We start from the raw sequence: 25,008 nt of genomic DNA on the forward strand, positions 1-25,008 counted from the left end.
TCATGACTGACGAGGTGCCCGCTCCTTCACAGAGGATGCGTACACGTCGTCGTACTGCTGCTGACCCAGTCGCTGCAGAGCAACCATGATCTCGTCGGTCACCGATCGCAGGATGTATCGGTCATTCTCCATACCTGCGTAGCGGGAGAAGTCGAGCGGTTCGCCGATCACGATGCCCACCCGCACGAGGCGAGGGACCGTCCGGCCGATCGGCATCGCGGTATCGGTGTCGACCATGATGACTGGGATCACCGGGACTTTCGCCTCGAGGGCCATGCGCGCGAGACCCGTACGGCCGCGGTAGAGCTTGCCATCGGGGCTGCGAGTGCCCTCAGGGTAAATGCCGAGCACATCGCCGCGACTGAGCACCTGCAGACCGGTGTTCAGCGAGGCCTCCGAGGCTTTTCCTCCCGAGCGATCGATGGGGATCTGCCCGGTCGCCTTCATGAAGTTCTTCGTGGCCCAGCCCTTGAGACCGCGTCCGGTGAAGTAGTCGCTCTTCGCGAGGAACGACATCGGCCGATCGATCAGCAGTGGAAGGAACACCGAGTCCGAGACCGAGAGGTGGTTGCTGGCGAGAATCGCCGCGCCGGTGCGCGGCACATTGTCGCGCCCCACGATCCAGGGCCGGAACACAGCCTTGACGATGGGGCCGACCACCACGTATTTCATCAGCCAGTAGAACATCGTGAGGAAGTCTATCCCCGCACCGTCGCCTTGATCGGTCGCATCGAGAGCAGCGCTCGAAAAGTGTTGCGACCGAGTCTCACTTGATACGCTACTGAATGTCAAAATTCACCGAGCTTGCGCGTCGATGTGCCCTAGACTCAGGGAAAGCCGTGCCCGACCGGTACCGAAGGAGTTGCCGTGGTCCAATTCGAAGTCCCTGCGATCGTCCCTGCTGATCCCGAAGCGAACATCACTGACCTGTTGGTCAAGCGCGTCGAGGCCACACCGAACCGTGCATTGTTCTCCGTGCCGAATGGAGAGGGATGGCGCGATATCTCCGCCGCTGACTTCCAGACGGCCGTCATCGCCCTCGCAAAGGGCTTCGTCGCTGCCGGCATCCAGCCGGGCGAGAAGGTCGGATTCCTCGCCCGCACCACCTATGAGTGGACGCTGATCGACTTCGCGCTCTTCTACGCCGGCGCGGTGATGGTCCCGATCTACGACACCAGCTCCCCCGCGCAGATCCAGTGGATCATGGAAGACTCCGGCGCCATCGCGCTCATCGTCGAGTCTGCAGACCACTTCGCAAAGGCTGACGAGGTGCGCGGCGACCTGCCCCTGGTGCGTGAGGTATGGCAGCTGCACCTCGGCGCCATCGAAACGCTCACTTCCGCAGGAGCCGAGATCGAGGATGCTGAGATCGAGCGCCGCCGGAATCTCGCCGTCGGCTCCGACATCGCCACGCTCATCTACACTTCCGGCTCCACCGGTCGACCGAAGGGATGCGTGCTCACGCACAGCAACTTCGTCGAGTTGACTCGCAACTCGGCGAAATCGCTCGACAAGGTCGTGCAGATGCCCGGCGCGTCGACCGTGCTCTTCATCACCACCGCGCACGTGTTCGCACGATTCATCTCGCTGCTGAACGTTCACGCAGGAGTGCGCACCGGGCACCAGCCCGACACCAAGCAGCTGCTGCCCGCACTCGGTTCCTTCAAGCCCACGTTCCTTCTGGCTGTGCCGCGCGTGTTCGAGAAGGTGTACAACTCCGCCGAGCAGAAGGCGGAAGGCGGTGGAAAGGGCAAGATCTTCCGCGCTGCCGCCGCGGCTGCGATCGAGCACTCCAAACTCCTCGAAGACGGCAAGAAAATTCCGTTCGGCCTGAAGATCAAGTTCGCGCTGTTCGACAAGCTGGTCTACAGCAAGCTGCGCGAGGCCATGGGCGGCAACATCGCGTACGCGGTTTCCGGCTCTGCCCCCCTCGGCCCGCGACTGGGCCACTTCTTCCACAGCCTCGGCGTGGTGATCCTCGAGGGATACGGCCTCACCGAGACGACCGCACCGGCAACGGTGAACCTCGCCGACAAGTCCAAGATCGGCACCGTCGGACCGGCTATCCCCGGCGTTGGCGTGCGACTCGCTGAAGACGGCGAGATCGAGGTCAAGGGCATCAACGTCTTCAAGGAGTACTGGAACAATCCAGAGGCAACCGCTGAGTCGTTCCACGACGGCTGGTTCCGCACAGGCGACATCGGCAGTTTCGATTCCGAAGGCTTCCTGACGGTCACCGGCCGCAAGAAGGAGATCATCGTCACAGCAGGAGGCAAGAACGTCGCCCCCGCCGCACTCGAGGATCCGATCCGCGCGAATCCGATCATCAGTCAGGTCGTCGTCGTCGGCGACCAGAAGCCGTTCATCTCGGCACTCATCACGCTCGACTCCGAGATGCTGCCTACTTGGCTCGGCAACAACGGCCTCGCAGCCGATATGTCGGTCGCTGAGGCATCGAAGAACCCCGCGGTCATCGCCGAGGTCCAGCGCGCCGTCGACATCGCGAACAAGAGCGTCTCGCGTGCCGAGTCCATCCGCAAGTTCCGCATTCTGGAGACGGAGTGGACCGAGGCGAGCGGACACCTGACGCCGAAGATGTCCATCAAGCGCCACGTGATCCTGAAGGACTTCGAGAACGAGGTCTCAGCGATCTACGATGAGCCGGTCAGCACGACCAACGTCTCTATCGGAGGCTAGAACCAGTCGCTCTCTCGCACCTCACGCATGGCGATCTTACGGTCTGCCGGCGTGAGGCGCGAGAGATACAGCATCCCGTCCAAGTGATCGGTCTCGTGCTGGAGGGCTTGTGCGAGCAAGCCCTCACCCTCGAGTACGACAGCATTGCCGTCGAGGTCGATTCCTTCGACACGAGCCCACGGGTGGCGCAGTGCGCTGTGCCACAGACCCGGCACCGAAAGACATCCCTCACCCATCGGCACTGGTTCGCCGCGCACCTCTGCCAGTACCGGGTTGAGCACGTAGCCGATGTCGCCGTCGATGTTGTAGCTGAACGCCCGGACTGCGATGCCGATCTGCGGCGCCGCCACACCGGCACGCCCTGGGACCTCGACGCTATCGATGAGGTCCGCAACGAGTGACCGCACGCCGTCATCGATCTCATCCACTGGAGCGCACACTGTGCGCAGCACGGGGTCGCCGAAGACCCTGATCTCACGAACAGCCATCAGGCGGCCTTCGCCCGCAGGCCCTCGACGAGGAGTGCCGCGAGCTCACGCGCAGCCTGACGGGTCTCTGGCTGCAGGCTCGTGAAGACGATTGCGCCTCCGCCAGCGATGTGAGTGTCGTACGGCATGCGCACGACGTTCTTCGCGCGGGTGCGGAAGTGCGCCTCGAGCTCGTTCAACCGCACGAGAGGACTCCCCGGCGTCGACTGGTTCAGCACGATGATCGCGTTCCGCGCCTGCGCCTCGTATCCGTTGCTCTCCAGCCAGGTGAGCGTCTCCGAAGCCAACCGGGCTTCATCCACGCTCAGGCCCGACACGATGACGATCTGGTCGGCGAGGTCGAGGGTTGCCCCCATCACCGAGTGGACGATGCCTGTTCCGGTGTCGGTGAGGACCATCGAGTAGTAGTGCGCAGCGACGCGGGCGACGTCACGGTAGTCGTCATCGCTGAACGCCTCGGCCACACGCGGATCCGAATCCGATGCGAGCACATCGAGTCTGGTGGTATCGCGAGCGACGATCGCCGAGATGTCGTGGAAGCCCTTCACCTCGGCCTGGATGCGGACGAGGTCGCGCACAGATTTGTCGTTCGTGCGCAGAATGCGATCGGCCAGCGTGCCGCGATCGGGGTTCGCGTCGACGGCGATCACACGGTCGTCACGAGCATCCGCCAGCGCCATCCCGAGCAGAGCCGTGATCGTGGTCTTGCCGACACCGCCCTTACGTGACAGCACAGGGACGAAGCGCGCCCCCCCGGCGAACGGGCTCGAGATCCGCGCCGTGAGCGCCTTGCGTTCACGGGCGCGCTTGCCGTCGCCGAGGTTGATGCGCCGACCCGAGATCGTGTAGAGCAGGTGGCTCCATGCACCCTCGGGTTCCGGCTTGGTCAGCTGGCTCGGGTTGAGGAGGCGATCGGACGTGAGCAGATCTGCCGTCTCACGAGAAGACTGCCCCTGCTGCTCACCGAACCGCTTCGCGGTGAGGGCCTCAGCAGGCTTCTCACGAACGACGGGTGCGACCACCAAATCGGCGACGACGGTGTCGTCGCCGACCCTGTCATCTGAGTCATCGACTTCGGATGCCGCAGGCGCAGCATCCTGCTCCACCGACGCTTTCACCTGCGGGGCGTCTGTTTCAACGAGTGGAACTTCGATGACGCCGATCACGATCTCTTCGTCCGATGCGATCTCTCCGTCGACGACGGAATCGTCGACAAGATCATCGTCTTCTGCGCTGTTCGGCAGAGAGACGCTGACCTGTGCCGTCTGTCCGAGGACGCCGAGCGCCGTGGTGTCCAACGAGGCAGCCTCGTCGAGCACGCCGAGGGAATCGTCCTCGTGCGCGTCGGAATTATTCTTCGATGTCACAGTGTCACTCCAAGCTCGTGCGATCGTGTCGCCCGCACAAGGTTACTTGGCTGGAGTGATCACGACCAAAAGGTCACCCGCATCCACCTGCTGTGTGGGACCGATCGCGAGACGTTCGATGACGCCGCTGACGGGAGCGGTGATGGCCGCTTCCATCTTCATCGCCTCGATGGATGCGACCGGTTCACCGGCCTTCACCTCTGCGCCGACCTCGACCTTCAGCGTGACGACTCCGGAGAACGGCGCAGCCACCTGTCCCGGCTTGGAGGTGTCTGCCTTCTCGACTTCATGCGCATCCACAGCGATCGAACGGTCACGGACGAAAACCGGACGCAGCTGTCCGTTCAGCGTGGTCATGACCGTCCGCATACCGCGATCGTCTGCCTCGCCGATCGCCTCGAGTCCGACGTAGAGCTGCACTCCACGATCGATCTCGACGAGGTGCTCCTGACCCTGGACCAAGCCGTAGAGGTAGTCGCCGGTGTCGAGCACAGACAGATCACCGAACAGCTCCCGCTGCTGCGCGAACTCACGGGTCGGTGCGGGGAACAGCAGAGCGTTCAGGCGTGCCCGTCTCTCCTCGCTTGTTCCCGCGAGTGCCTTCTCGTCGTCAGACGAGATCTCGGTGAACCCGGACCGCACCTCGCGCCCGGCAAGCACCTTGCTGCGGAAGGGCTCTGGCCATCCGCCGGGGAGCTCCCCCAGTTCGCCAGCCATGAAACCCACCACAGAATCGGGAACGTCGTACTTCTCCGGATTCGCTTCGAAGTCGGCGGGATCCGCCTTGACCGCGGCAAGATGCAGCGCGAGGTCCCCCACGACCTTCGACGACGGCGTCACCTTCGGCACACGGCCGAGGATCCGATCCGCTGCGGCGTACATGTCTTCGATGAGCTCGAAGTCATCGGCGAGCCCCAGCGCCTTCGCCTGCTGGCGCAGGTTGGAGAGCTGACCGCCGGGGATCTCGTGGTGGTACACGCGCCCTGTGGGGCCGGGGAGGCCGGACTCGAACGGCGAGTACTTGTTGCGGACCGCTTCCCAGTAGGGCTCGAGATCCGAGACACTGTCCAGATCGATGCCGCTGTCGCGATCAGTGTGCGCGAGGGCGGCGACGAGCGACGACAGCGAGGGCTGGCTCGTCGTGCCGGACAGCGGGGCGGATGCCGCATCCACTGCGTCTGCGCCCGCGGCACTGGCCGCGAGCAGAGTCGCCAGCTGGCCGCCAGGAGTGTCGTGAGTGTGCAGGTGCACTGGCAGGTCGAACTGCTCGCGCAGTGCCGTCACAAGCTTCGCAGCAGCAGCCGGGCGCAGGAGGCCCGCCATGTCCTTGATCGCGAGGATGTGCGCACCGGCATCGACGATCTGCTCTGCCAGGCGCAGGTAGTAGTCCAGCGTGTAAAGGTCCTCGGCCGGGTTCAGCAGGTCCCCGGTATAGCAGAGGGCGACCTCTGCGACAGATGTGCCAGTGGCACGCACTGCGTCGATGGCAGGACGCATCTGCTCGACATCGTTGAGAGCGTCGAAAATGCGGAAGATATCGATGCCGCTCGCCGCAGCCTCAGCCACGAAGGCCTCGGTCACTGCGGTCGGGTACGGCGTGTAGCCGACCGTGTTGCGCCCGCGCAGCAGCATCTGGATGTTGATGTTCGGCAGCGCCGCACGGAGCTTGTCGAGCCGCTCCCAGGGGTCCTCGCCGAGGAAGCGCAGCGCCACGTCGTACGTTGCCCCGCCCCACGCTTCGACTGAGAGCAGCCCTGGGGTGAGCCTGGCGAGGTACGGGGCCGCCGCGACGAGGTCGCGGGTGCGGACACGAGTCGCCAGCAGTGACTGATGCGCGTCGCGGAAGGTCGTGTCCGTGATCGCCAGCGCCGTCTGAGCGCGGAGGCTCTTCGCGAACCCCTCGGGCCCGAGCTCGAGCAGCCGCTGCCGGGAGCCCGGAGCAGGCTCGACGCTCAGATCGATGTCGGGCAGCTTCGTCACGGCCTCGGCTGTACCGGGGTGAGCGCCATTGGGCTTGTTCACGGTGACGTCGACGAGCCAGTTCAGCAGCTTCGTGCCGCGGTCCTTGGACACGCGCCCCTGCAGGAGGTCGGGTCGCTCATCGATGAACGACGTGCTGATGTCACCGGCGACGAAGGATTCATCGTCAAGCAGCGCCTGCAGGAAGGGGATGTTGGTGGATACACCGCGGATGCGGAATTCAGCCAGCGCCCGACGAGCACGGGCGACCGCCGTCGTGAAGTCGCGTCCGCGGCAGGTGAGCTTCGAGAGCATCGAGTCGAAGTGCGGGCTGATCTGCGCGCCCTGGTGCACGGTACCGCCGTCGAGACGGATGCCTGCGCCGCCGGGCGAACGGTACGTGGTGATCTTTCCGGTGTCGGGCCGGAACCCCTGTGTGGGGTCCTCGGTGGTGATGCGGCACTGCAGTGCCGCACCGCGCAGGCGGATGTCGCGCTGCTGCAAACCGAGGTCGGCGAGCGTCTCGCCCGCGGCGATCCGCAGCTGCGCCTGCACGAGATCGACATCTGTGACTTCTTCTGTCACGGTGTGCTCGACCTGGATGCGCGGGTTCATCTCGATGAAGACGACTTCACCGGTGCGCTCACCAGCCGTCTCCAGGAGGAACTCGACGGTTCCGGCGTTCTCATAGCCGATCGAACGCGCGAAGGCGATGGCGTAGTCATGAAGAGCCGTGCGGATGTTGTCGTCCAGGTTCGGCGCCGGTGCGATCTCGACGACCTTCTGGTGACGACGCTGCACAGAGCAGTCTCGCTCGAACAGGTGAACCGTCTCGCCGGTCTTGTCGGCGAGGATCTGCACTTCGATGTGGCGGGGGCGCACGACGGCCTGCTCGAGGAACATGCGCGGATCGCCGAACGCGCTCTCCGCCTCGTGCATGGCTTCAGCCAGTGCGGGGGCCAGTTCGGCCTTCGTCTCCACCCGTCGCATTCCTCGGCCGCCGCCGCCGGCGACGGCCTTGGCGAAGATCGGGAATCCGATATCGTCGGCCTGCGCGACCAGTTCGTCGACGTCAGCGGATGCTGCGGTCGATCGAAGCACCGGCACGCCTGCTTCGATCGCGTGGCGCTTCGCCTCGACCTTGTTTCCTGCCATCTCGAGCACGTTCGAGGGCGGGCCGACGAAGACGATGCCGTTCGCGGCAGCCTTCTCGGCCAGTTCTGGGTTCTCCGAGAGGAATCCGTACCCGGGGTAGATGGCATCGGCGCCCGATTCCAGAGCGACGCGGATGATCTCGTCCACATCCAGGTATGCGCGCACAGGATGCCCGCGCTCACCGATCACATAGGCCTCGTCGGCTTTCAGGCGATGCTGCGAACCGCGGTCCTCATAGGGGAACACCGCGACCGTGCGCGCACCCACCTCGACTGCTGCTCGGAATGCTCTGATCGCGATTTCACCACGATTGGCCACAAGGATCTTCTGAAACATGCACACCTCTGTTAGCTCGTTATGCGACGCTCTTGACGCACACGGGGCGGGGGCTGAGTGTTTTCCAAGCCTAGGGGAAGGTAACGTGGTGTTCGTGCACGTACTCAGCGTCAGCTCCCTCAAAGGCGGCGTCGGCAAGACGACCGTAACCCTCGGCTTGGCCTCAGCGGCCTTCGCCCGGGGTGTTCGTACCCTCGTCGTCGACCTCGATCCACAATCCGATGTGTCCACCGGAATGGACATCCAGATCGCTGGACGTCTCAACATCGCCGATGTTCTCGCGAACCCCAAAGAGAAGGTTGTCCGTCAGGCGATCACCTCCAGCGGCTGGGCAAAGGTCCACCCCGGCACCATCGATGTGCTCATCGGCAGCCCATCCGCCATCAACTTCGATGGCCCTCACCCGAGCGTTCGCGATGTGTGGAAGCTCGAAGAGGCCCTTGCCTCTGTCGAGAGCGACTACGACCTCGTGCTCATCGACTGCGCTCCCTCGCTGAATGCGCTGACCCGCACCGCGTGGGCTGCCAGCGATCGCGTGATGGTGGTCACTGAGCCGGGACTGTTCTCCGTCGCCGCGGCCGACCGTGCGCTGCGCGCGATCGAAGAGATCCGCCGCGGGCTGTCCCCACGGCTTCAGCCACTCGGGATCGTCGTGAACCGCGTGCGTCCACAGTCCATCGAGCACCAGTTCCGCATCAAGGAACTCCGAGACATGTTCGGTCCGCTCGTGCTCTCGCCGCAGCTGCCGGAGCGCACGTCGCTGCAGCAGGCGCAGGGCGCCGCGAAGCCGTTGCACATCTGGCCGGGAGATTCCGCTCAGGAACTTGCCGCCGACTTCGATCTCTTGCTGGACCGTATCGTCCGCACCGGGCGCGTACCTGTCCCTGAGACCGGCTCGCAGGCCTGACGTCAGCGCCAGCTGCGCTGCATAAGGCGCTCAGCGGTGCACGATGCCAGCGGCGCGTGGCGCTCGGCTCTACGCGGTGCGCTTGGCGCGACGCGCGCCGAGCTCGTCCACCGGGTCGGGCGCAGTCGGGTCGAACTCGACGAGCGTCGATTCGACTTCACGCAACACCTTGCCGACGGCAATGCCGAAGACGCCCTGCCCGCGGCTGACCAGGTCGATGACCTCGTCATTCGAAGTGCAGAGGTAGACCGATGCACCATCGCTCATGAGCGTGGTTCCGGCGAGGTCACGAATGCCAGCGGCACGCAGCTGATCGACGGCGACACGAATCTGCTGCAGGGAGATCCCGGTGTCGAGGAGTCGCTTGACCAGCTTGAGGACGAGGATGTCGCGGAAGCCGTACATGCGCTGCGAACCAGAACCGCTCGCCCCGCGAACGGTCGGAACGACCAGTTCAGTGCGCGCCCAATAGTCGAGCTGACGGTACGTGATCCCCGCAGCACGAGCAGCGACCGCACCGCGGTAGCCGACCTCGTCATCCATGGCGGGAAGACCGTCCGTGAAGAGGAGTTCGGTAACGAACCGCGGGTCGCCTGCACGCTCATCCGCACTCATTTGAATTCCTCTCTTTGGCCTACCTCCACGCTAGAGCAGTGCCCCATGCCGGGCAATGACATCCACGCCGACACGAAGGTGTGTCGCAACCTGTTCGTTACGAAAGAACTCGCGCGAGTGCTTCTTTGACGAAAGCGGCGCGCACGTCGTCGATCTTGGCTGCGAGTTCGGGCGCCATCTCGCGCGCTTTCCCTCTCGAAGTGGCATCAGTTCTGCGCAGCAGCGCCGACATCGCCGACTCGATGAGCGAGACCTCACGCTCGGCACTCTGGCGAAGCGTACGCAGATGTCGCGGTTCGATGCCGTGCCGATCCAGTGCAACCAGCCCACGCAGAAGCGTGACGATCGATTCCGGGTAGGTCTCTGCGGCATTGATGATGCCGGTGCTGATCGCGTCGTTGAGGATCTGGGGACCGGCGCCTGCGGCTGAGAGTAGCTCTTCGCGACGGTAGCGCCTGGGAGCAGGTGCGATCGAGGGAGGCGGTGCGAGGCTCAGGCCGCCATCGTTTCCGGCCTGCGCCTGGTCCAACTGCTCGCGGATGACGCTCAGCGGAAGGTAGTGGTCACGCTGCAGAGTGAGCCCGAGACGCAGTCGATCGATGTCGGACTGCGAGAACTTGCGATAGCCCGACTCGGTCCGTGAGGGGCTGACAATACCCTGCACCTCGAGGAATCGCAGCTTGCTCGAGGTGAGATCTGGGAACTCAGGCGTGAGCCGGGCGAGCACCTGTCCGATACTCAGAAGCCCCGCAGACGCAGAGCGATCGCGGGCGTGGAGTGGCGCCATTACTCAGTCGCCGCGTTGATATCTGCAGGCGAGACGAAGAAGTTCAGGCGGAATTTGCCGACGCGGAGCTCGTAGCCGTTGGCCAGGCCGCCGCGGTCCACACGCTCACCATTGACATAGGTGCCGTTGAGCGAGCGCTGGTCGATGATCTCGAAAGACTTCTTGTCTGACCGAGTGATCTCAGCGTGTCGGCGCGAGACCGTGACATCGTCGAAGAAGATGTCTGCTTCGGGATGACGGCCGATCGTCGTGACGGCGGTGTCGAGCAGATACCGGGCTCCAGCCATGGCGCCGGAGCGCACCAGCAGCAGCGCAGATCCCGAAGGAAGCGCCGCGATTGCAGCCTGTTCGACCTCGGTGAGCTCGGCACCGAAGGGAACGAAAGATAGGTCGGAATCGTGTCCGAACGTCTGCGTGGCGTCGTGCCGCTGCTCGCCGTCCCGGTGAATGGCGGCGCTGCGGGCCGATTGGCTTTCGAAATCTGTCACGGTAGCCCTCCTCCGCCCCAGACTAACTGATCCATCGACCCCGGAGCGAGGCTCTGTATGACTCAGACCGCGCACAACGTTGTTTCATATGGTGGGGGTGTGCGCACTCTCACTTCTCGACACTCCGTCAGTCCGGTCGTTCTCGCTGCCGCTCTCCTGGTCGCGTTCGCGTTTCTGTTCGCCTGGCCTCAGCCAGCAGCTGCCCACGACGCCCTCGTCGAGTCCAGCCCTGCCGCCGATTCGACGGTCGAGACGCTGCCTGACGCACTCACTCTGACGTTCAGCGCGGCGCTGATCGATGGCGACGGCTCTACCGAGATCGCGGTGACCGATGCCGCCGGGCAGCCTGTCACCGACGGCCCTGCCACGGTGGACGGCGCGATGGTGACGCAGGCTCTCGTGTCGCAGGCTGATGCCGGTGCGTACCACGTGCTGTGGAAGGTCGTCTCAAGCGACGGGCATCCGACCTCGGGAGAATTCCAGTTCACCGTTGAGAACAGCACTCTGCCCTCCCCTGAACCGTCCGCCGCGCCCACGGCAGAGGAGACGGTCGCTCCTGCGCCAGAGGTCACCCAGAGCGCTGCACCGGCAGAAGACCCGAACATGGAATCCATGAGCTCCTTTTCCCCCGGCTGGCTCATCGCCGGCGGTGTCGTGCTGCTGGTCGTCGTGTTCGTGCTCGTGCTTCTGCTGCGTCGCCGCAAGCCCGCACAATCCGAAACTGACAGCCCCGCAGAGCGATAGGCTTAAGGCATGCCACACTACGACGTCGTCATCCTCGGCGCGGGCCCCGGCGGGTACGTCGCCGCAGTCCGCAGTGCACAGCTCGGACTCTCCACCGCAATCATCGAAGAGAAGTACTGGGGCGGTGTGTGCCTCAATGTCGGCTGCATTCCCTCGAAGGCTCTGCTGAAGAACGCGGAGCTCGCCCACACTCTGAACCACAAGGCAGAGTTCTTCGGCATCTCGGGTGACTTCACTCTTGACTTCGGCAAGGCGTTCGACCGTTCGCGCGAAGTCGCCGATGGCCGGGTCAAGGGCATCCACTTCCTGATGAAGAAGAACAAGGTGACCGAGTACAACGGTCGCGGAACATTCACCGGCCCGAAGGCGATCTCGGTCGCAAAGGCCGATGGCACGACCGAAGAGGTCACGTTCGACAACGTGATCATCGCGACCGGCTCAAAGGTTCGGCTGCTCCCAGGCGTCGAACTCAGCGAGAACGTCGTCACCTTCGAAGAGCAGATCATGACCCGTGACCTGCCCGAGTCGATCGTCATCGTCGGCGCCGGTGCGATCGGCATGGAGTTCGCCTACGTCCTCACGAACTACGGCGTGAAGGTCACGATCATCGAGTTCCTCGACCGCGCTCTTCCGAATGAAGATGCTGACGTGTCCAAGGAGATCGCCAAGCAGTACAAGAACTACGGCGTTGACATCCTCACCTCGACCAAGGTTGAGAAGGTCGTCGACAACGGCTCGTCCGTCACCGTCACCTACACCGGCAAGGACGGCAACCAGGCCTCCATCGACGCCGGCAAGGTGCTCATGTCGGTCGGCTTCGCGCCGAACGTCGAGGGCTACGGTCTCGACAAGACCGGCGTCAAGCTCACCGAACGCGGTGCGATCGACATCGACGACCACATGCGCACGAACGTCGAGGGCATCTACGCCATCGGCGACGTCACCATGAAGCTGCAGCTCGCACACGTTGCCGAGGCACAGGGTGTTGTCGCTGCCGAGACGATCGGCGGCGCCGAGACGCAGACGCTGGGCGACTATCGGATGATGCCACGTGCGACGTTCTGCTCGCCTCAGGTCGCCTCGTTCGGCCTCACCGAGCAGCAGGCCAAGGACGAGGGCCACGAGATCAAGGTCGTAACGTTCCCGTTCATGGCGAACGGCAAGGCACACGGACTCGGCGAGCCCGTCGGCTTCGTCAAGATGATCGCAGATGCCGAGCACCTCGAGCTGCTCGGCGCCCACATGATCGGGCCTGACGTGTCCGAGCTCCTGCCCGAGCTGACGCTTGCGCAGAAGTGGGACCTCACCGCGCTCGAGCTGGCTCGCAACGTGCACACGCACCCGACGCTGTCTGAGGCGCTGCAGGAGGGCTTCCACGGCCTTGCCGGCCACATGATCAACTTCTAGCAGTCAGCGCAGAAGGAAAACCCGGCCATCGAGTTCGACTCGGCCGGGTTTTTCTTCTTGCATCCCTCTTCTCACGGAAGCGCTGCGAGCGTTTCGATGACCACCCGCGCGACGACGTCGACCGCGGCTTCCCGATCGTCGGGCACGAGACCGATGCGGGTGCGCCGATCCAGGACGTCATCAGCGTCGAGTGCGCCCTCCGCGCGCACGGCGAACGCCACTTCGGCGCGGATGACATCGATCCCGTCCGCGACGCGCTGCGCGCCGCCGGACCCTCCGGATGTCAGAACGGATGCCGCTTCCGAACCGAAACGAGCGCGCAGAGTGGCCGAAGACGGACGGAGAGTATCCGTACCGGTGACGGGAACAGGTGACCCCGGCGCGCCCACGAGCGGGAGGCGGTCGGTGCGGCATCCGGGATCGGACAGCCCCGCGTGTCGGCACGCGAGATCGACAGCATCCTTCGCCATCGCGCGATAGGTCGTGAGTTTGCCGCCGAGGATGCCGACGGAGCCGTTCGACGAGACCTCGACGCGGTGACGGCGAGAGATATCAGCGGTCGATTCCCCTACCCGAGCTTCGACGAGCGGGCGGAGGCCCGCGAACGAGCCGCGGATGTCACCGCGGCTCAGCGGGCGCTCGAGCGCGCGCGACAGCGTGGCCAGCAGAAAATCGATCTCGTCATCGGTGGGCATCGGCACATCGGGGATGCGCCCTGGCGCATCGACGTCGGTGAGTCCGACGATGACGCGCCCCAACTGAACAGGGAGGGCGAAGACGAAGCGACTGATCGATCCGGGGTGCGGGACAGTGAGGGCTGCGGTCGGATTTCCGAGCGTCGCAGCATCCAGGACGAGGTGGGTGCCTCTGCTCGGCCGAAGGCGCACGTCGGGGTCGAGCTCTTCTGCCCACACTCCGGCCGCATTGATGACGACCCGCGCATCGACCTGAACGGATTCGCCGCTGAGCGCGTCGTGAAGCGTCGCTCCTGTGCCTGTGACTCCCGCTGCGCGCACGCGGGTGAGGATCTTCGCCCCGTGCGCGGCAGCCGTCCGCGAGATCGCAGTGACCAGTCGCGCATCATCGATGAGCTGCCCATCCATGCCGACCATTCCGCCGCGGATGCCACGCCTGCTCACCGCAGGGAACATCGCCACGGCCTCAGCGACGGATGCTCTCATCGGCTGCGGCAGCAGGGCGCTCGGGGTGCGTGCGGCTCGCCGCATCCCGTCGCCGAGGAGGAAGCCCACACTGCCGAGGACGCGCTGCTTCATCGAGATGCCGTCGACGAACGGTAGGAGCTGCGGGAGCGTTCGGACCAGATGCGGCGCGACCCTCGTCATCAGAAGGTGACGTTCCACAGCACTCTCGTGAGCGACAGCGAGGTCACCGGAGGCGAGATAGCGTAGCCCGCCGTGGACGAGCTTCGAGCTCCATCTGCTCGTTCCGAAAGCGAGATCGTGGGCTTCTGCGAGCACGACGGAGAGTCCTCGGCTCGCGGCATCCAGGGCGACTCCCGCTCCTGTAACGCCTCCGCCGATGACCAGCACATCCACACGCCCCGTGTTCGCGAGCATGTCGAGTTCCCGCGAACGTCGCGCAGCGTTCAGCATCGCTGAGGCTCGCACTCCCCGCTCGGCGCTCATGGCTTGAGGTACCCGTCCACGGCTCGCGAGAGCTCCGAGCGCCACGAGGATGCCCCGATGAGAGACGACACGGCGTTGTGGGAGAGCACGGCGGACTGCACGATGAGAAGGAGCATCACGGACATCTCATCTGCGTTGCCAGCGCGCACCGTTCCGCCGGCCTGACATCGGTCGATGGCCTCCCCGAGCCACCGCAGCATGACGCGCTGGCTGGATCCGATCCGCTCGAGGCTGTACTGCGTGAATGCCTCGGGCTCGGATGCGAGGAGGTGACCGAACACCGGATCGGCGCTGAACAGATCCGTGAACAGTAGCGTCTGATCGACGAGATCTTGCCGGGTATCGACCTCCGACGAGAGGCGGTGGATGATCAAGAAGGTCTGGCGGAGCAGCGTCGCACGCACCACTTCGTCGCCGCTCGCCCAGCGCCGGTAGATCGTCGGTCTGCTCACTCGTGCTTCGCGCGCGAGTTCGGCGATCGTGAGCCGGGCTATTCCGCGGGTGGCGATGAGGGCTGCCGCCTTATCCAGGATGTGCGCATCGGACTCATCCCAGGTCGGGATCTCTGACTCGATCGACGAGTCCAGAACTGCTTGACGATCTTCCATAATGTGTCACACTGTAACGCATGACGACCGAAACGAGTCCGGCCGCGGCGATGCGCTGGAACGGATGGGGCGACCCTGCACTCGCCAAGGATCTTCCTCTCGCCGTGCGCGCCCTGTTGCCGACCATGATCGGGCGGATTCAGCGCCCAGCCCCAGCCGTCGCCCTCGCAGAGGTTCGCCTGACTCCGTCAGCACTTTCCTTCGAGGCTCGCTCCGCTCTCGCGGCGATCGTCGGCGATTCCTTCGTCACGACAGAGGACGACGCCCGTATCCAGCATTCCGGTGGCAAGTCGACGATCGACCTCATTCATCGGAGAGAATCCGTTCAGGATACTCCGGACGCCGTCGTCTCCCCGAGCGGTCATGACGAAGTCCTGGCCATTCTGAGGCTGGCTGCCGACCACTCACTCGCCGTTGTGCCCTTCAGCGGCGGAACAAGCGTCGTCGGAGCGCTGACCCCCGAGCGCGGCGACCACGATGCTGTGATCGCCCTCGATCTGAGGCGCTTGAGCGGCCTGTTGCATCTGGACGAGGAGAGCGGCGAAGCACGGTTCCTCGCGGGAACCACCGGCCCTGAAGCCGAGCGTCTGCTCACTGAGCACGGCTTCGAGCTCGGGCACTACCCGCAGAGCTTCCTCTACGCCACGCTCGGCGGCTTCGCCTCTGCGCGCTCCTCCGGTCAGAACTCAGCCGGTAATGGTCGCTTTGACGCCATGGTCACCGCCCTGCGGGTAGCGACGCCGACCGGAGAGGTCGCGCTCGGGGGCTCACCAGGCTCCGCGGCCGGCCCCGATCTGATGCGGGTTTTCCTCGGAGCCGAAGGAATTCTCGGTGTCATCACCGAACTGAGCCTGCGCGTGCACCGAATGCCGCAGACCCGCATCCACGAGGGTTGGTCGTTCCCGGACTTCGCATCGGGCGTCGATGCTCTGCGCCGCGTTGCTCAACTGGGCACTGGCCCCACCGTGATCCGCCTGTCTGATGAGGCGGAGACGGGAATCGGCCTCGCTCAGCACGGCAAGATCGGCAAAGCGCTGTCGAAGGGATGCAGCGCCGTCACCGTGTTCGAGGGCGATGCGGAGATCGCTGCCGCACGGCACGCCATGACCAAGCGCGTCCTCATCGCCGCAGGCGGTCGTTCGACTGGCACCGCCCCAGCCGAAGAATGGGCGAAAGGACGATTCGGAGCGCCGTATCTGCGTGACGCTCTGCTCGATCACGGGGTGTTCTGCGAGACGCTGGAGACTGCCGCTGTATGGGCGGATGTGGCGCGGTTGAAGTCTGCCGTGACCGAAGCGCTCCGCGAGGGCTTCACCGATCACGACACCAAGTCGCTCGTGATGTGCCACATCTCGCACATCTACCCGACCGGTGCCGCACTGTACTTCACCGTCATCGCGAATCTGCGAGGCGACGTGCTGTCCGAGTGGGATGCGATCAAATCACGCGTGAATGATGCGATCCTCAGCGCCGGCGGCACGATCAGTCACCACCACGGCGTCGGTCGCGATCACGCACGGTGGTTCGCGCAGGAGGTCGGCGACGGCGGCATCCGGATTCTTCGTGCGCTGAAGACCGAGTTGGATCCCACCGGCATCATGAACCCCGGCGCGTTGATCTCGACCGCTTCGGCCGACTGACATGCGCAACATCCATGTTCTCGTGAACCCCGCCGCCGGGCGCGGCGCGGGTGCATCGCGCGGCGAAGCGGCGATCGCCCGGCTGCGAGCGCGCGGCATCGACCCGGTGGTGCACACCGGCACTTCACCATCGGATTCTCGACGGCTCGCGGAGAAGGCCGTCGCCGCCCACCCCGATGCCCTGGTCATCGTCGGCGGTGACGGAACGCTCGCGAGCGTGGTCGATGTGCTGGCGGGTTCCGACATCCCCCTCGTTCTCGTTCCCGCCGGAACCGGCAACGATCTCGCCCGCGCGCTGGGGATTGCGTTCGGATCCGATGATGCGACGGCCGATGCCGCTGATGCTGCCCTCGACGGCATCCGGCGTTCGCTCGATATCGGCGAGGCGATCTCACCGGATACAACGGCACATTTTCTCACGATCGCCGCACTCGGTTTCGACGCGAAAGTGAGCGAACGCACGAACCGCCTGCGCTGGCCGCGCGGCGGCGCGCGCTACTACCTCGCCCTGCTGATCGAGCTGATCCGGCTGGCACCGATGCACTCCACGCTGCGCGTTGATGGCGCTGAGGCCCCCGTCGCGGAGGGCATCCTCATCGCGATCGGAAACACGCCCACCTATGGCGGCGGGATGCCGATCTGCCCGGACGCCGACCCGCATGACGGCCTGTTCGATGTCATCCACATCGCCCCGGTCGGCAGGTTCCAGCTGATCAGGTTCTTCCCGCATCTGCTGCGCGGCACGCACGTGAGTCTGCCCCAGGTTACGACAATGCGAGGACGCGAGATCGAAGTATCAGCTCCCGGGCTCCTCATGTACGCCGACGGCGAGCGCATCGGCACCGAAAGCGTCCGGATCCGCGTGATCCCCGGGGCGCTCAGCATTCTGCTGCCGGGGTGACCTCAGCCACGTGGAGTTGAATCGGCGGCCAGTCGGTAGGGTGGCCGCATGACGCGAGTGTGGTTGGAACGATGGGAATGGGCTTGTTGCGGTGATCCGTTCGCCGTCGGCGACGAGGTGGACTTCGGCATTCGGTCTCGAACGCCCCATCCGGCTATGGCCGACATGCTCGCCCCTGAGCTCATCAGCACCGTCGACGCGATCGAGTCTCACCACGAATCGGAATTCACCGACCGGGTACGCGGACGCGTGGTCGCCGTACACGCGATCACTCACGAGATCACGGAGCGCAGGACGCTGCGTCGCCCTGGGCACGGCGCTCCCTCGGATGCCGTGATGCCTGCGGACGGTGAGGAATGGCCGATGAACCGACTCGAACTCGGCAACGGAGCGTTCGCGGGGTCGCAGCCATCACGCTACGTCACAGAGTCCGTGCCGGTGCCGCACAGCGCCGCCCTTGAGAGCGTGGGCGGTGTCGGGGTGGCGCCTGAGCCTCTGCCTGCACTGCAGCCCGGGCACGCATTGGCTGGGTGGTTCGTCGACGTCGACGAGAGTTAGCCCCGATCGATGCTCACTGTGCGGCGAATTCGGCGAGCTCGCTCGCCACGGTGGTTCCTTCACGGACGAACAGCGCGGGTTGCCCGAGAGGCGCGTCGACCATCTCGTTGACGACGGCGGTCGGTTCGCCGAACACCTCTCCGGTCCAGATGTTCTGCCAGCGGCCGGGTGGGAAGACCACCTCGACCGTCGTCGCCCCGGCGGCGAGCACCGGCGCCAGAAGCACATCGGGCCCCATCTGGAGCTCGTCGTCCGCTGTGCCGTTGAGCTCGGCCGAGGGCGCCAGCATCCAGGGATGCTGAGCTGCTCCCGCAAGCGGCCCCTGTGCGGTGAGACGCCCGCGTTCCGGGGCGAGTGCGACGAACACCCGGCTGAGGTCGCCGAGCACGGCAGCGAGCTCGGCGTCCTCCGCAGGCTGCGCGGAGAAAGCGGGCCGGTTGCCCTCGTGCGTGCGGAACACCGGCTGCAACAGCGACGCCTCCGCCCACCGCACGACGAGCTCATCGTCACGGACGACATCCGCGATGACCGGCAGATCGACGCTCGTATACCCGCCGATATCGCCGTGCACCTGTGCCATCCCGCTCGCTGAGAGCGACTGCGTCAGTGTGACCGTGGATGCGAGGCCGTCCGTGCGCGACCAGTCCTGGGCCTGATCCCCCAGCCACAACGCGTCGGCCTGCCCCGCAGACAGAGTGCCGCCGCTGCGATGCCACACGAACCCTTCTTCACTCAGACCTGCGAGCGCCAGCGCACGCTGATTGACCTGCTGCCACAGCGTCGGCCACTGCACGCGCCAGTCCGCACCGATCCCTCCAGCGAGAACAGCTTCCGGGGGCGGTCCCTCCGCGAAGTCCGCCATCCATCCCGATGCTCCGACTCCGGCGACTTCGTCGGCGATAGCCTGCGCGAACCACTCCCGAGCATCAGGATTCGACAGATCGACCGTCGCCGCGGTGAACCCGTGCTGGTCGGCGTCGAGCACCGCGCCGTCCGCATCCAGCGCGAGGTAGCCGGCAGCAGCGGCCTCAGCGTACAGATCACGTCCGCCGCGCGCCGCGGATGCCGCACCGCTGTCGGCCGACAGAAAGGAGTTGACGTAGGTGAGCACCCGGATGTCCTGTGCGTCGAGATCGGCCACCAGCGTCTCCCAGCCCGGATACTGCTCGTGGTCGAGACTCCAGTTCCACTGCAGCCGCTCACCGAAATCCGTGGTGCGCCGCCCCACCCAGTCCTGCAGCCAGACCGCGGCGAGTGGAACGCCCGATTCCTGCAGCGTCGTCACCTTCGCGCGCACTTCGTCGGTGCCGCCCTGCAGACCGGCGATCATTCCGGTCGACGCCCATGCGGGAGGCGGCGCGGCGGCGCCCGTCCACCCGGACTGGGTCGCTACCGACTGTGCTGGCGTACCGGCTGCGGCTACCGCGAAATCTGCAGTGCTGCTCCAGACCTCCCAGATCATGCGGTCGTCGGGCCGCAGATCCACGGAGGAGATCGCCTCACCTCGGTAGACCAGGCTGCGAGAGAGATCGGTGACGTTCACGGCACTCGGCAGATAGGTCGTATCCTGCCCACCAGCCGCAGAGGCTGCGAGGTCGACGAGGAACGAGAGCGGCTGCCCTCCTCTACCGATGCCCTGCTCGCGCGGAATGAGTGGGACTCGGTTGCCGCGCAGGTCCCACCCCGCCGACTGCGCACCGAGACCGTGCACGCCCTCGTCAGACTCCAGCGCCGCAGAGACGTACAGCCTGTTCGCCGCGGGGTCCACAGAGATGGCGGCATCCAGCCGTCCGGATGCCCCCTCGCTGAGACGCATCTCCCAGGCGATGGCGTCGACGTCTTCGAGAGTGCCGCTCAGGATGAGCGCGCCATCCGCACCGATCTGGGCGGAGGCCACATGCTGCTCACCCCACGCACGGTCGCGGTGATCGCTCACGCGCACCAGACCGAGATCATCGAGGAACCGCGCCTCTGAGTCGGCTGCGGTGAGGAAAGAATCGCCCGGCACGGTCTCCCACACGGGCGCCGCAGCATCCGGATGCGTCACATGCAGCGCGTCGTCGAGGCGCACGGTGAACTCTCCGAGCTGCCACTCGCCCTCTGCAGTATCCACGATCAGGTCACCCCGCGGCGGATCTGTGAGAGCCGTCGCCGGCGCGGGGAGCTTCACGATGATGAATACGGTACCGAAGATCGCAGCGGCGGCGAGGAGCGCGACGATGCCGAGACCGATCCGGCGTCCGATGCGCCCACGACGGCGCGGCGCGGCTTCGGTGACGGTCACACGCTCAGTATAGGTATGCGGCTCATCGCCGTTGCATCGTGATCATGTCGGCTGTGCGCCCGCGCAGCGGGGCCGTGCCGAGCATCCGGATCAGCACGTTCCGCCCGAGACCGACCGGGCCAGGGACCGGTTTTCCCATCGTCATGTAGAAGAAGGCGCGACGTTGCGCGCGAGCGGCTAAGCGCAAGGCGGATCGTTCATAGTCGCCGAACTCAGGATGCTGTTCGCGCAGGGAGCGCTCGATGGAGAGGGCGAGGCGTCTCGCCGCCGCCCAGCCGAGGTTCATCCCCTGCCCGCCGATCGGACTGGTCTCGTGCGCGGCGTCCCCGACGAGGACGATCCGCCCCTCGGCGAGACGTGACGCGCGATGCTGCCGGGCATGGAATGCGGTCGGCTGGACGCGGTCAGGAAGCGAGAGAGGGATGCCGGTGCGCTGCCGAACCGCGTTCGTGAACGCAGAAGCGTCGCCGAGTTCGCGGTGCGGATCCCAGGCGACCCAGCGTCGCCTGTCACCGGGGAGAGGAAAGGACTCCACGAGCCCTCCGAGCTCGCAGTGCAGCTGTGCACGCGGACTGCTTTCGGTATCGGGAATGTCGGCCATGGCGTACCAGCCCCGGCCACGCTGAGGGCGCCAGTCGATGCCGAGGAGGCGTCGGATGCCGCTGCGCACGCCGTCGGCGGCGATGACGAACGATGCCGTACTGTCTCGTGCGGCGTCGACCCTCAGCCGCACCCTGTCGCCTTCGGGATGCACGCCGGAGACAGTGTGTCCGACGCGCAACGCGTTGCCGTTCAGCTCGCACAGGCGCTGCCTGAGCAGTGCATCCGTGCGATGTTGCGGCAGGATCAGCACCCGCTGTCTCGCCGTGAACTCCAGCGATGCGAGCACCCTCCCTTCGCTGATCACCTCGCCGCCTCTGAGCGTCAGCGCTTCCTCGCGCGCCGCCGCCCCGATTCCCGACGCGTCAAGGGCCGCGATGCCTGGTGGGTGGATGCCGATCGCCCGAGAACGGTGATCGGCTCCGTCGCGCGCCTCGAACACGGCCGCATCGATCCCCTGCTGGGCGAGCAGACAGGCGAGCAGCAGGCCGATCGGTCCCGCGCCCACGATCGCGACGTCATGGTCGGGCATCCCACGCCTCCCAGCGCAGCTCGAGTCTGGCGGGGAACCGCTGTCGCACCTGCCAGCCGTCCGCAACGTTGGCGGTGATCTCGTGTGCCGTGTACGAGCGACGGATGCTGGTGAGCCCGTCCTCACGGATGAACGAGTCGGCGAACACGTTCTTCGCGAACGGCCAGGTCCCTGCTCGGAAAGACCGGTACGCGAAGCCGCTGCGCGCGATGTCTCGGTGCAGAACGAGTCCGTCATCAGCCACGAGCGCGACGGAGTCGCTCAGCAGGTCGGGCAGTTCGCCACCGGTCAGATGATGCAGCAGATGGTTGGAGACCACGACATCGAAGCGCTCTGCGTTCGCGACCAGCTCACTCGTGTGCGCACAGCGGTACTCGACGTCGCCCCCGCGCGCACTCGCCCATCGGATCGCCCTGGCATCGGCATCCAGAGCCGTCACCGACATCTGCAGACCGTCACGACGCGCCCATCCGGCGAGCGCGCGTGACACGTCTCCACCGCCGGCGCCCACATCGAGCAATCGGATCGGCCTGCGCCGCGCGAAGGGCCGGATGTCATGTCGGTACACGGTCTTCCATCGCGACACCACGGCATTCACGAGAGGAAATCGCTCGTACGTCCGCTCCAGCATCCGGACATCGGCGTCCGGATCGTCCATCAGCTCGCGCTCCTCAACCGCGCGCGACGAGAGATCGACCATCAGAGCGGCGCGATGACCGTCAGCAGTGCTGATTCCGCTGTCAGCCCGGGACCGAACGCCATCGCCGTCACCCGTTCACCATCACGCGCCCCCTCTTCCTCGAGGATGCGCCGCAGTACGAACAGCACGGTCGCACTCGACATGTTGCCGTACTGACGCAGCACCTCTCTCGCGGGGTGAAGCTGCCGCTCGGACAGCTTCAGGTGCTCTTCGACCTTGTCGAGGATGCTTCGCCCTCCCGGGTGGATCGCCCAGTGCGCCACCGCTTCGCCGATCCCGTCCTCATCGAAGGCGCCGACGAGCGCGGCATCGGCAGCATAGAGGGGTCGAAGAGCATCGAAGATGTTGTCACCGATCAGCTGCGGCACCGCGGTAGAGAGGACCATCTCGAACCCCTCGTCGCCGATCATCCACGCCATGTCCTTCTTCCCGTCTGGAATGATCCCGGTGTGGAAGCGATCGAGCGCGAAACCGGGCACAGCAGAATCGAAGGCACGTGCAGTGACGAGACCTGCGGCGGCCCCATCCGCGAACAGCGACGTCGCCACGATCATGTCAGGATCCTCGGATGACCGAAGATGCAGTGTGCACAGCTCGACGCTGACCACGAGGACGACAGCTTCGGGATTCGCCGCGCAGAATTGGGCGGCCGCTCGCAGTGCGGGCATCGATGCGTAGCATCCCATAAATCCGAAGTGATAGCGCTCCACGCTGTCTGCCAGCCCGAGCGCCCGCACGATCTCGTAGTCGGGCCCGGGCGCGTAGAAACCGGTGCACGACACAGTGATCACATGTGTGATGTCGGCCGCGGTGATATCCGGGTCGGCCTCGAGGGTTCGACGGGCCACATCGACGTAGAGCTTCCACGCTTCGCGCACGTAGATCTCATTGCGCACTTTCGTGCTCGGTGACAGCAGCACCCCGTGCTCACGGTCGAAGAACTGCGAGCTCTCCGCTGTCGAGGAGAATGAGAGCTCATCGAGCACCGTGTACCGGGTATCGATGTCTGAGCCGTTGAACGACGCGGTCACGATGCGCTTCGCCAGCCTGCCGAGATCAGGTTGGGCGGCGAAGACGTCGCGAACCTCCTCCTGCCGCAGCGTCGTGCTCGGAACGATCGTCTGGAGCGAACGCAGGATGGCAGAGTGGCTCATGGGGCCACTCAAGCATGCCGAGCCGCCGCGCAGAAGGGGGTTGCGTCAGACGCCCGATGCCGTCAGTGACCCAGTGCGCGGGCGAGTTTGGAATCGGACGCCGCGGTGCGACCCCCTGCGGCGAAGACGACGACCTCGATCGCGGTGAACAGTGCGTCGCGCCCGGCAGCATCAGCAGGAGCTGCGGGCCCCAGCTCGACCTCCCACTCGCGCCATTCCCTCTCGACGTTCTGTCGCAGATCAGTGGCACGAACGCGGTCGTCGACGAACTCCGCGATGACGCCGGAGTCTCCGGTGAGCAAGTACGCGGTGCGATCGTTCTCGATGCGAGCAAGCGGACTCAGCGGCGCTGTGCTCCACCGTGCCAGCGTGTCTGCGACAGCATCCGGAATGCTCTCATCGTCGCCGAGCGGCCAGCCGATCTCGAGACGCCCATCACCTTCACGCGGACCCTTGATGTGCCAGCCTGCGTCGGGGCCGCCTGTGCGGCGCCGCAATGCCACACCGGCTTTCGAGAGCGTGACATCCGCGGTATCGAAGTAGCGCGCGTCCAGCACTCGAAGCTCACCGTCAGTGACCGCCGTCACCCCGGGGATCCCCTCCCATAACGGCAGAGGCGTATCGACGCCGACGTCGTACTTGCGCTCGATCTCGAACGTGCGTGATGGCTCGGCTGAAGAGGAGCCGGCCTCAGTCATCATTCAGCGTGAGATCTTCAAGCGCCTCGTCGTACCAGTAATCGATCTCGGTGGGGCCATCGCTGGAGCCGGTGTTCTGCGGCTCTCCTCGGCGGCTGTAGACCACCTGTGTCTCGCTGTACGGAACGATCAGCTTGTCATCGGCGTCCTCGATGGGGACGACCTGCCCGTCGAGCGGGCCACCGTGAAGTCGTGCGATTGCCATGTGCTCACCATAGTCCTCACCCGATCCCGATGCCCAGCACGGCGCCGATGATCATCCATGGTCCGAACGCGATGCGTGTTGACCGATCCGCTCGGCGCAATGCCATGAGCACGAGAGCGTAGACGGCTCCGAGAATGAAGGCTGATGCGGCGCCGATCATGAACGATTGCCAGCCGTGCCATCCCAGCAGCAGCCCGATGAGAGCTGCGAGTTTCACATCTCCCCCACCGATCCCGCCCTTGCTCATGCCGCGGAGAACACCGTAGAAGCCGCCGAGGACCAGCATGCCCACCAGCGCGCTGATCAGCGCACCGGTGCGTGCGGTCACGAGCGCGTCGACGCCGACCAGCGCGAGAGACGCTGCGAGGGTCGGCAGGACGATGCGGTTGGGCAACCGGTGCGTGTGCGCATCGATCACAAGCAGCCATATGCCGATACCGGCGAACCCCACGTGCACGGCGATGACCGCGATGTCGTACGGGGACGGGGATGGCATGCCCGAAATGCTACGAGAAGCGCGGATGCCGCGGAT

The 25,008-nt window shown here is 65.4% G+C and carries 23 protein-coding genes; 7 read left to right on the forward strand and 16 right to left on the reverse strand.

Translation table 11 applies throughout. The features are described 5' to 3' along the window. Positions 1–687, reverse strand: a complete 687-nt coding sequence (locus ACTU6U_RS12645; RefSeq protein ID WP_443469458.1) for a lysophospholipid acyltransferase family protein — start codon at positions 685–687, stop codon at positions 1–3. Between the two features lie 180 nt (positions 688–867). Here ACTU6U_RS12645 and ACTU6U_RS12650 point away from each other — a divergent pair, with 180 nt between their 5' ends. Next, positions 868–2,697 carry an AMP-dependent synthetase/ligase gene (locus tag ACTU6U_RS12650; RefSeq protein ID WP_443469459.1) on the forward strand — a complete coding sequence of 610 codons (1,830 nt, stop codon included), beginning with the start codon at positions 868–870 and terminating at the stop codon, positions 2,695–2,697. On the opposite strand, the gene ACTU6U_RS12655 is transcribed toward ACTU6U_RS12650, so the two are convergent. Genes ACTU6U_RS12655 through ACTU6U_RS12665 form a run of 3 tightly spaced genes read right to left on the reverse strand, consistent with a single transcriptional unit; the run spans position 2,694 to position 8,002 of the window. Beyond that, positions 2,694–3,185 (reverse strand): peptide deformylase, encoded by a 492-nt coding sequence (locus ACTU6U_RS12655; protein ID WP_443469460.1) that lies wholly within the window; start codon positions 3,183–3,185, stop codon positions 2,694–2,696. The two genes, ACTU6U_RS12650 and ACTU6U_RS12655, sit on opposite strands and share 4 nt — an antisense overlap. Continuing rightward, positions 3,185–4,552 carry a MinD/ParA family ATP-binding protein gene (locus ACTU6U_RS12660; RefSeq protein ID WP_443469461.1) on the reverse strand — a complete coding sequence of 456 codons (1,368 nt, stop codon included), beginning with the start codon at positions 4,550–4,552 and terminating at the stop codon, positions 3,185–3,187. The genes ACTU6U_RS12655 and ACTU6U_RS12660 overlap by 1 nt, the downstream gene beginning before the upstream one ends. A 42-nt stretch (positions 4,553–4,594) precedes the next feature. Then, complete coding sequence (locus tag ACTU6U_RS12665) at positions 4,595–8,002, reverse strand: pyruvate carboxylase (RefSeq protein ID WP_443469462.1); 3,408 nt, start codon at positions 8,000–8,002, stop codon at positions 4,595–4,597. 94 nt (positions 8,003–8,096) lie between these two features. On the opposite strand from ACTU6U_RS12665, the gene ACTU6U_RS12670 reads away from it, so the two are divergent. Further along, positions 8,097–8,909, forward strand: coding sequence for a ParA family protein (locus ACTU6U_RS12670; protein WP_443469504.1), 813 nt, complete (start codon positions 8,097–8,099; stop codon positions 8,907–8,909). Between the two features lie 69 nt (positions 8,910–8,978). Here ACTU6U_RS12670 and ACTU6U_RS12675 read toward each other — a convergent pair whose 3' ends face one another. From ACTU6U_RS12675 to ACTU6U_RS12685, 3 genes are all read right to left on the reverse strand, one after another. Continuing rightward, positions 8,979–9,524, reverse strand: coding sequence for a MerR family transcriptional regulator (locus ACTU6U_RS12675; protein WP_443469463.1), 546 nt, complete (start codon positions 9,522–9,524; stop codon positions 8,979–8,981). Positions 9,525–9,621: 97 nt separating this feature from the next. Beyond that, positions 9,622–10,311, reverse strand: coding sequence for a transcriptional regulator FtsR (gene ftsR / locus ACTU6U_RS12680; RefSeq protein WP_443469464.1), 690 nt, complete (start codon positions 10,309–10,311; stop codon positions 9,622–9,624). After that, the gene (locus tag ACTU6U_RS12685; protein WP_443469465.1) at positions 10,311–10,799 is read right to left on the reverse strand and encodes an FHA domain-containing protein; all 489 of its coding nucleotides are present in this window, start codon (positions 10,797–10,799) and stop codon (positions 10,311–10,313) included. The genes ftsR and ACTU6U_RS12685 overlap by 1 nt, the downstream gene beginning before the upstream one ends. A 99-nt stretch (positions 10,800–10,898) precedes the next feature. Here ACTU6U_RS12685 and ACTU6U_RS12690 point away from each other — a divergent pair, with 99 nt between their 5' ends. After that, positions 10,899–11,543: a copper resistance CopC family protein gene (locus ACTU6U_RS12690; protein ID WP_443469466.1), complete on the forward strand. Its 645-nt coding sequence runs from the start codon at positions 10,899–10,901 to the stop codon at positions 11,541–11,543. Positions 11,544–11,552: 9 nt separating this feature from the next. Continuing rightward, entirely contained in the window at positions 11,553–12,950 is a 1,398-nt protein-coding gene (lpdA, locus tag ACTU6U_RS12695) for a dihydrolipoyl dehydrogenase (RefSeq protein WP_443469467.1), read from the forward strand. A 71-nt stretch (positions 12,951–13,021) separates the two neighbouring features. Here the strand turns inward: lpdA and ACTU6U_RS12700 are convergent, their stop codons facing one another. Continuing rightward, positions 13,022–14,596, reverse strand: coding sequence for a glycerol-3-phosphate dehydrogenase/oxidase (locus tag ACTU6U_RS12700; RefSeq protein WP_443469468.1), 1,575 nt, complete (start codon positions 14,594–14,596; stop codon positions 13,022–13,024). Continuing rightward, complete coding sequence (locus ACTU6U_RS12705) at positions 14,593–15,204, reverse strand: TetR/AcrR family transcriptional regulator (RefSeq protein ID WP_443469469.1); 612 nt, start codon at positions 15,202–15,204, stop codon at positions 14,593–14,595. The genes ACTU6U_RS12700 and ACTU6U_RS12705 overlap by 4 nt, the downstream gene beginning before the upstream one ends. A gap of 20 nt (positions 15,205–15,224) precedes the next feature. On the opposite strand from ACTU6U_RS12705, the gene ACTU6U_RS12710 reads away from it, so the two are divergent. Genes ACTU6U_RS12710 through ACTU6U_RS12720 form a run of 3 tightly spaced genes read left to right on the forward strand, consistent with a single transcriptional unit; the run spans position 15,225 to position 18,303 of the window. After that, a complete protein-coding gene (locus tag ACTU6U_RS12710) occupies positions 15,225–16,844 on the forward strand; it encodes an FAD-binding oxidoreductase (protein ID WP_443469470.1) in 1,620 nt (539 codons plus the stop codon). A 1-nt stretch (position 16,845) separates the two neighbouring features. Next, positions 16,846–17,745 carry a diacylglycerol/lipid kinase family protein gene (locus ACTU6U_RS12715; RefSeq protein WP_443469471.1) on the forward strand — a complete coding sequence of 300 codons (900 nt, stop codon included), beginning with the start codon at positions 16,846–16,848 and terminating at the stop codon, positions 17,743–17,745. Positions 17,746–17,793: 48 nt separating this feature from the next. Next, positions 17,794–18,303 (forward strand): DUF6578 domain-containing protein, encoded by a 510-nt coding sequence (locus tag ACTU6U_RS12720; protein WP_443469472.1) that lies wholly within the window; start codon positions 17,794–17,796, stop codon positions 18,301–18,303. A 13-nt stretch (positions 18,304–18,316) separates the two neighbouring features. Here the strand turns inward: ACTU6U_RS12720 and ACTU6U_RS12725 are convergent, their stop codons facing one another. The 7 genes from ACTU6U_RS12725 to ACTU6U_RS12755 form a co-directional block, all read right to left on the reverse strand. Then, entirely contained in the window at positions 18,317–20,587 is a 2,271-nt protein-coding gene (locus ACTU6U_RS12725; RefSeq protein ID WP_443469473.1) for a TIM-barrel domain-containing protein, read from the reverse strand. A 22-nt stretch (positions 20,588–20,609) separates the two neighbouring features. Then, positions 20,610–21,719, reverse strand: coding sequence for an FAD-dependent oxidoreductase (locus ACTU6U_RS12730; RefSeq protein ID WP_443469474.1), 1,110 nt, complete (start codon positions 21,717–21,719; stop codon positions 20,610–20,612). Next, positions 21,706–22,419, reverse strand: coding sequence for a methyltransferase domain-containing protein (locus ACTU6U_RS12735; RefSeq protein ID WP_443469475.1), 714 nt, complete (start codon positions 22,417–22,419; stop codon positions 21,706–21,708). The genes ACTU6U_RS12730 and ACTU6U_RS12735 overlap by 14 nt, the downstream gene beginning before the upstream one ends. Next, the gene (locus tag ACTU6U_RS12740) at positions 22,419–23,573 is read right to left on the reverse strand and encodes a type III polyketide synthase (RefSeq protein WP_443469476.1); all 1,155 of its coding nucleotides are present in this window, start codon (positions 23,571–23,573) and stop codon (positions 22,419–22,421) included. The genes ACTU6U_RS12735 and ACTU6U_RS12740 overlap by 1 nt, the downstream gene beginning before the upstream one ends. A gap of 62 nt (positions 23,574–23,635) precedes the next feature. Further along, a complete protein-coding gene (locus ACTU6U_RS12745; RefSeq protein ID WP_443469477.1) occupies positions 23,636–24,274 on the reverse strand; it encodes a CYTH domain-containing protein in 639 nt (212 codons plus the stop codon). After that, on the reverse strand, positions 24,264–24,476 hold the full coding sequence (locus ACTU6U_RS12750) for a response regulator (protein ID WP_443469478.1): 213 nt from the start codon (positions 24,474–24,476) through the stop codon (positions 24,264–24,266). Before ACTU6U_RS12750 ends, ACTU6U_RS12745 begins: the two co-directional genes overlap by 11 nt. A gap of 16 nt (positions 24,477–24,492) precedes the next feature. Next, complete coding sequence (locus tag ACTU6U_RS12755; protein WP_443469479.1) at positions 24,493–24,972, reverse strand: prepilin peptidase; 480 nt, start codon at positions 24,970–24,972, stop codon at positions 24,493–24,495. Positions 24,973–25,008 lie beyond the last annotated feature (36 nt).

Source organism: Microbacterium zouquanmingi, assembly GCF_052266695.1.
GTDB lineage: Bacteria > Actinomycetota > Actinomycetes > Actinomycetales > Microbacteriaceae > Microbacterium.